The following is a 7,231-nucleotide window of genomic DNA, read 5'->3' on the forward strand; positions in this document are numbered from 1 at the left end:
GCTGATAGCTGATAGCTGACGGCTGAATGCTTAAAATCTGAGGGAGTTTCTATCGGTATTTTTCTAGAATTTACTGCTAATTTACAATGCAGAAAAATTTACTATCAGTAATAAATGATAGGTAGACAGTAATCTTTAGTTAATCACAATACAAATAGATTTTACTTATTCCTAAAGGGGAAATATACAGTCTGAGACCAAGCAAACTCCTATACAATTAAAACTACTGTTGATAATTAATAGATAATTATTATGACTATTTTTGGTATCTATAGGTACAAAAAAAAATCAGGAAAATATGAACAGCTTGACGAATATAAGTTTTAGCTAATTTGTAAAATAAAAATTAAAGATTATTGCTAAAAAAAAGGTTAAAAAATACTCCTATGGCACGGGAGCAGGATGCTCCCACTACTTCCTAATCTTTCCCCTCTCTTTTTCAATAGATCTCAAATGGGTTCTATCAAGAAGAGGATTGCCTAAAAGGAATTGTTTTTCTTCTTCTTGGTCGATTGGATATGGTGTTAACGGAGTGGCTCTGAAGAGAGCTGGTTCCCCGCTCTTGCAGAACCGCTCCGCTTTTTCGTATAGGGAATGCTCCGCAAACATGTCAGCGAGCAGCCGAAACGCCATCTCATCCTGACGGACTGCTTCGCAAACGACCACTTTTTTCTCTATGAACCGAGACGCTTTATACCTTAATTTTTCAGTAAACTTTTAGGCAACAGGCAACAGAGAAGAAGGAAAAAACTGTATCTTATGAAGATTATAACCACCATATTTGAGATTTTTAGAGCGCAGTAAAATTCTCACATTTGAATTCCTGATTGCTATAAGTGAGAAAGGGGATTGACAAAAAAATTCTACATGGTATTATTAAGGATAATGGGAAAAGTTTGCTCATATATACTCAAATAAATTTGGCCAAAAAACCTGATTTTCCAGCTAGCCAGTATGGTGGGAGGAAGTCTGATAACTGAAAACTGAAAAAATCATACAGTCTGGAAAAATCCTGAGAAACCACTACAAAATTATTGACTGACTCGGAAGTGGAGGTTTTGGAGATACCTACTTAGCTGAAGATTTAGATATACCAGGAAATCCTCAATGGGTAGTTAAACATCTATCACCAAAAAGTTCAGACCCAGGAGTTTTGCCTGTCGATCAAAAATTGTTTGAGAGAGAAGCAGAAACCCTATACAAATTAGGCAAAGACTCAGACCAAATACCAAAATTATTTGCTCACTTCTAAGAAGGAATAGAATTTTACTTAGTACAAGAATATATAGAACGGCACGATACACGATATAGGATTAAAAAGATGCACAATTTCATCCCACCAGAAAGATTTTTTCCCTATCTCACCTGGCAAGATATTGAGACAATGCCAGATAAAGAAAATGTAGTAATTATTCAACCAGTAGGTTCCATCGAACAACACGGACCCCATCTACCCTTAATTGTTGATTCAGCGATCGCCACTTATGTCACGGGTAAAGCACTTGCCAAACTCGATCCGAATACTCCCGCTTATGCTTTGCCTACCCAATATTACGGCAAATCTAACGAACATTGGCATTTTCCTGGCACCATTACCCTCACCGCTCAGACTTTAATGGCTGTTTTGACAGAAACAGGAGAAAGTATCTATCGCTCTGGGTTCCGTAAGTTGGTATTTTTAAACGCCCATGGTGGGCAACCTCAAGTCATTGAGATTGTGGCACGAGACTTGCACCAAAAATATGAGGATTTTTTACTATTTCCGCTCTTTGCTTGGCGCGTACCTAATCCTTGTGAGGAGTTGTTGACCGAGAAAGAATTGGAATTAGGTATTCATGCTGGAGATGCTGAAACTAGCGTGATGCTATCCATGTTGCCAGATGTGGTGAGGATGGATAAGGCGGTGTGCGAATATCCTCAAGGTTTGCCAGAAGATAGTATGTTGAGTATGGAGGGAAATTTGCCTTTTGCTTGGTTGACGCGAGAGTTGAGTCGTAGTGGTGTTTTTGGTGATGCTAAGGTGGCGACTAAGGAAAAAGGCGATCGGATACTTGAGGCTTTTACTGATGGTTGGGTACAGGTGATTAAGGATATTTATGAGTTTCGGCAGCCAAGTTAAAGTCAAAAATTAAAAGTTAAAAGTAAGATTTTATCGGCTCAAAACTTGGGAAGTTAGAAGTTGTAACGGGGATGGGTGAGCAACCCTCCAAAAACATTTTGCCTTAAAAGGTAAAAAGTTTAGAGCTGATTTATTTAAACCCCATCCTTAAGGGGGGTATTATAAAAAAACCTAAAAAAAGTTTTTCCAAGTAAAATGAGGCATTAGCATTAAGCATAATTAATCTAATGGGAAATGATTCCCCATGACTTGCCACATTACCTCTAATATTCCGAACTCAAAAAATAGGAGAAAAGCTATGAATTTTCCCAGTGCTTTATCATGTTTGAAAAAGCAAACTAACTTAGCATTATTTCTCAGTGCAACTTTGACACCGTTCTCTGTATTTTCTTTACCCGCTCAAGCCTCAGTTTTACACAATGGTTGGTCTTATTTCATAGATTCTTTTAATGACAGTATACAGAATAATAATGTTGGTGGTACAGATTATTAAATATATAGTACGGCTGTCAAAGCAACTGCTAATGAATTAATCTTTGTTATTAATTCTAATTTGTCTTTAGGGGGTGTATATAATCAGTTTGCAGATGATAAACATACAACCTATGGCGATTTAATTATTAATCCCACTGGTGCAAGTTTTGATGCTGCAAATAGTAGTGGAAATCTATTGGCTATTCGCTTTGCTAGTCAGAATGATTCAGGTGTATCTGGATTAGGTTTTTTTGGTAGCGTAACTGCTAAATCTATTGCTACTGAAAATGGCTTATTATTTAATAATTTAGTAGCTTCTAATAATTATGTAACTAACAATGGAGGAAATCCTAGTAATGGAGATTTAGCAGCTTCCGATCCTTATTTTAATCAAGGTACTCATGTTCCAAATGTTATCAACTCAGGTGTTAAAATTGGTGATATTAATTTCGTGTCTGATGTTGGTGCTTTGGGTTTAGATTTTGGTTATTTCGGAGCAGTTGGCAGCCAAACAATAGCATTTAGCGTCGATCGCTCTCTCTTACCAGAAAATCTTTTTGATTGGGTATATCATATTAATCCAGAATGTAATAATGATGTCACAATAGGAATAATTGATACGGCTTTCTTAGATTATATTCCGGAGGAATTGTCTATAGATGAAAAGAAACCAGATAGAAGAGAAAGTACACCCGAACCTTCTGTATTATTAGGCTTAGGAATGTTAGGTTTCGGCTTGGGAGTTTGCCGTCGGCGTCAAGTTTGTTAATAGTTTTTACTCTGTAAAAGTTGAATATTCAATTCTTATCAAAAGCCCGGTTTTTTTTGAATAAATCGGGTTTATTATACAGAGCTTCTCATATTAATGAGATACAGCTAGTAGGTTGGGTTGAGGAACGATATTCGTAGCTTATCCGCAGGATAAACCCAACATATAATTTTTGGTAGATACAGTTTTTCTGGCTTCAGTCAGTCAGAAAGAATTTTGTTATTTTCAGCCTCAATTTTTCTAGTCGTAAGTTTCCAAAAGTAATATTCACAACTCAAAAAATAGGAGAAAAGCTATGAATTTTACGGGTGCTTTATCATTTTTGAAAAAGCAAGCTAATGTACCATTGTTTCTCGGTGCAACTACGATCTTTTCTTTACTAAACCGCAAAAAGTTGGTTTGGAATTGGTGATATCTATTACACACAAGAGCCTAATGATGTTCCTGAACCTGCTTCAACTCTTGGATTGTTAGTTTTAGGTATCATAGGACTTTATTCTCGACTTAAAACACGCCGTTCATAAGACTTTGGTCTGCAAATTTTCTTTTTTAAAGCCTCCGTATATCTATATTTTAGCCTATTTTCTGGCTTTATTTTTTTTAAGCATCACTAGAGAGGGGGAACTGCGGAAACAGGGGAAAGTTTTGAATCAACTTTTTCAGAGTTTATTACTTCCCAAACCAAACCTCGCACACTTCCCACACTCTGCTTTTTGGGAGAATGAAACAACCCTCCTATTTGCCCACCCTACAACTGTTGCTTATCAATTGACATACTCCCGACGTTGCTATATTCGCGACAAAGCGGGATTCTTCAGTCAGCAAAAACTGACCGCTGTTTTAACAGAGGTGATGTCCTCCCCCTGTGATGACGCTTACAATAACAAAATCCTCCTAGCATGTCTTGCGGCTTATGAACGTTTAGCTTGTGGAGGTATCCGAATCTTTGCCCTGGCTTTCCCATACGACGCTAAAGGTGCGGGAGAGCGCGGGACTTCCCGCCAGGGAAGTTAAATCAGGACTTACGCAAATGCTTAAATAATAAGCTATCTGTAGAGGGCAAATGCCATTTGCCCCTACTAGATATGACGGTTCTGCGTAAGTCCTGTCAAATCTGACAATATCTTTGTAAACCTGCTGTTTCCTGACTATATGCTTCCATATCAATTTTCACAGGCTCAACATTCCAGATTTCTTGACAATATTCCCAGATAGTACGGTCAGCAGAAAACTTACCCATATTAATCGAATTAATAATAGACATCCGAGTCCAATGTTCGGGGTCGCGATAAGCTTCATTTACCCTTTCCTGACAATCAATATATGATTGATAATCAGCCAATAACATATACTCATCTTTTTCTAGTAAAGATGCTATAAGTGGATGAAATAAATTTGGCTTACCTGGTGAAAAATGACCAGAAGCAATACGGTCAATTACCTGCCGTAATTCTTTGTTAGAAGTATAGTATTGCTCAGGATTATATCCCTCATATTTTAATGCTTTAACTTCTTCAACAGTCAATCCAAATAAGAAGAAATTCTCAGCTCCCACAACTTCTCGAATCTCAATATTTGCTCCATCAAGAGTACCAATAGTTAAAGCACCATTGAGGGAAAATTTCATATTTCCAGTACCAGAAGCTTCTTTTCCAGCAGTAGAAATTTGTTCAGAAAGGTCTGCAGCAGGATAAATTCGCTGACCAATAGATACAGAGAAATTCGGGACAAAAACTACCTTAAGGCGATCGCGCACGTCTGGGTCATTATTAACTATTTCCCCTACAGCATTAATCAATTTAATAATTAATTTTGCTATATAATAACCTGGTGCTGCCTTTGCTCCAAAAATAAAAGTACGGTGCAAAATATCTGTATCTGGATTTTGTTTAATCCGATTATAAAGAGTAATAATATGCAGCACACTTAACAGTTGACGCTTATATTCATGGAGTCTTTTTACCTGAATATCGAACAAAGAATTAGGATTAACTACAACCCCAGTCTTTTGCTCAATATAAGTAGCCAAATCTTGTTTATTCTCATACTTAATCTGACTCCAATTATGGCGAAATTCCGGGTCATCAATAAACCGCTCAAGTTGTTTAATTTCCTCTAAATTCTTAATCCAGTTTTTGCCAATTTTATCTGTAATTAGTAATGCCAACTTAGGGTTACTAATTAACAACCAACGACGGGGAGTAATGCCATTAGTTTTATTCGTAAATTTCTCCGGCCAAAGTTCGTAGAAATCTCTCAAAACATCTGTTTTCAAAAGTTGAGTATGCAATGCTGCCACACCATTAATAGCATGAGCGCCAGCGCAAGCCAAATGAGCCATCCGTACCCGCTTTTCTGGAAATTCTTCTATCAGTGACATCCTTGCTAAACGCGCATCATCACCAGGATAGCGTTTCTTAACCTGCTCTAGGAAATGGAAATTAATTTCATAGATAATTTCGAGATGTCGTGGCAGCAGAGTAGCAAACATACTAACTGGCCAACGCTCTAGAGCTTCTGATAGCAGGGTGTGGTTGGTGTAGCCAAAAGTATTCTGGGTAATATTCCAGGCTTTTTCCCACTCCAGATCATGTTCGTCTATGAGCAGTCTCATTAATTCTGCAACGCCAATGGAGGGATGGGTATCATTCAGTTGAATAGCTGCCTTTTCGTGGAAATTGTCTAAATTGGGGTTTCGTGATAAGTGAGTACGGATGATATCTTGTAGAGAACAGCTAACAAAGAAATACTGCTGCTGTAACCGCAACATTTTACCTTGGAAGATATTGTCATTGGGATAGAGAACTTTGGAAATATTTTCAGAGACAGTCTTATCTTCGACGGCGCGGTTGTAGTCGCCAGAGTCGAAAATTTGCAGGTCAAATTCATTACTAGCTTTGGCACTCCAGAGGCGCAGGGTATTAACTGTGTTGGTATTGTAGCCTGGTACTAGAGTATCATAGGGCATTCCAATTACTGTCCGTGCAGGTATCCACCTAACGCGGTAGTTACCTTCTTTATTTGTATAAGCTTCGGTGTAACCGCCCAGTTTAATTTCTACTTGGTCTTCATGGCGGGGTATTTCCCAAGGGTTGCCAAAACTTAACCATTTGTCTGGTTGTTCTACTTGGAAGCCGTTATGAATTTGTTGTTTGAAAATGCCAAATTCATAACGAATACCGTAGCCCATTGCTGGAATTTCTAGGGTAGCAAGGGAGTCAAGGAAACAGGCTGCTAGGCGACCTAAACCGCCGTTGCCTAAACCTGGTTCTGGTTCTTTTTCAATTAAGTCATCCAGTTCAAGACATGATTCTTCTAGGGCTTGACGCGCTACTTCCCAACAGCCAACGTTAACCAGATTTTTGGCTAGTTGACGACCCATGAGAAATTCTGCAGAGAGATAATATACTGTCTTGACGTTTTGGTTGAAGTAGGTTTTAGTAGTTTTTAGGTAACGATGGAGGAGGCGATCGCGCACTGTATATGCCAATGCCATGTAATAGTCATAGGGGGTGGCAAACTCTAGGTCTTTCCCCTGTATATAATATAAGTTATCGGCGATCGCTCGTTTGATGGTATCGAGACTGGTACCTGTACGATCGTCTTCTACTTGAATTTTTACTTTTTCTGTGTAAGTCTGTTCTTGGTGTACTTCTTGCATAATTTGAGAATTTACTAATCTTAACTATTTATTGACAACGCTCAAACCATATTGACAAGCCTTTTTAAGACTTAGTAGTAGTCAGTTCCATATTTGCTCAATCTTAGCAAATACTTATGGAAATAAGTTTAGTTATATTAATTTATTTCAAGACCAAACCAAGAATATTTTAGTATAATGTAATAATATCAAATCCGTTCAATAATTG

6 protein-coding genes are annotated in these 7,231 nt (G+C 37.9%); 5 read left to right on the forward strand and 1 reads right to left on the reverse strand.

All coding sequences use genetic code 11. The features are described 5' to 3' along the window. The first annotated feature begins 1,321 nt into the window (after window positions 1-1,321). From AFK68_RS17935 to AFK68_RS17955, 5 genes are all read left to right on the forward strand, one after another. Complete coding sequence (locus AFK68_RS17935) at window positions 1,322-2,119, forward strand: creatininase family protein (protein WP_094673944.1); 798 nt, start codon at window positions 1,322-1,324, stop codon at window positions 2,117-2,119. Between the two features lie 298 nt (window positions 2,120-2,417). Further along, window positions 2,418-2,612, forward strand: coding sequence for a hypothetical protein (locus tag AFK68_RS17940; protein ID WP_094673945.1), 195 nt, complete (start codon window positions 2,418-2,420; stop codon window positions 2,610-2,612). Further along, complete coding sequence (locus tag AFK68_RS17945) at window positions 2,613-3,362, forward strand: XDD3 family exosortase-dependent surface protein (protein WP_143438007.1); 750 nt, start codon at window positions 2,613-2,615, stop codon at window positions 3,360-3,362. A gap of 413 nt (window positions 3,363-3,775) precedes the next feature. Beyond that, a complete protein-coding gene (locus AFK68_RS45630; RefSeq protein ID WP_371357440.1) occupies window positions 3,776-3,886 on the forward strand; it encodes a PEP-CTERM sorting domain-containing protein in 111 nt (36 codons plus the stop codon). 121 nt (window positions 3,887-4,007) lie between these two features. Next, the gene (locus tag AFK68_RS17955) at window positions 4,008-4,376 is read left to right on the forward strand and encodes a hypothetical protein (RefSeq protein WP_210407480.1); all 369 of its coding nucleotides are present in this window, start codon (window positions 4,008-4,010) and stop codon (window positions 4,374-4,376) included. Between the two features lie 94 nt (window positions 4,377-4,470). Here AFK68_RS17955 and AFK68_RS17960 read toward each other — a convergent pair whose 3' ends face one another. After that, the gene (locus AFK68_RS17960) at window positions 4,471-7,023 is read right to left on the reverse strand and encodes a glycogen/starch/alpha-glucan phosphorylase (protein WP_094673948.1); all 2,553 of its coding nucleotides are present in this window, start codon (window positions 7,021-7,023) and stop codon (window positions 4,471-4,473) included. Window positions 7,024-7,231 lie beyond the last annotated feature (208 nt).

Source organism: Hydrocoleum sp. CS-953, from assembly GCF_002260545.1.
GTDB lineage: Bacteria > Cyanobacteriota > Cyanobacteriia > Cyanobacteriales > Microcoleaceae > Trichodesmium.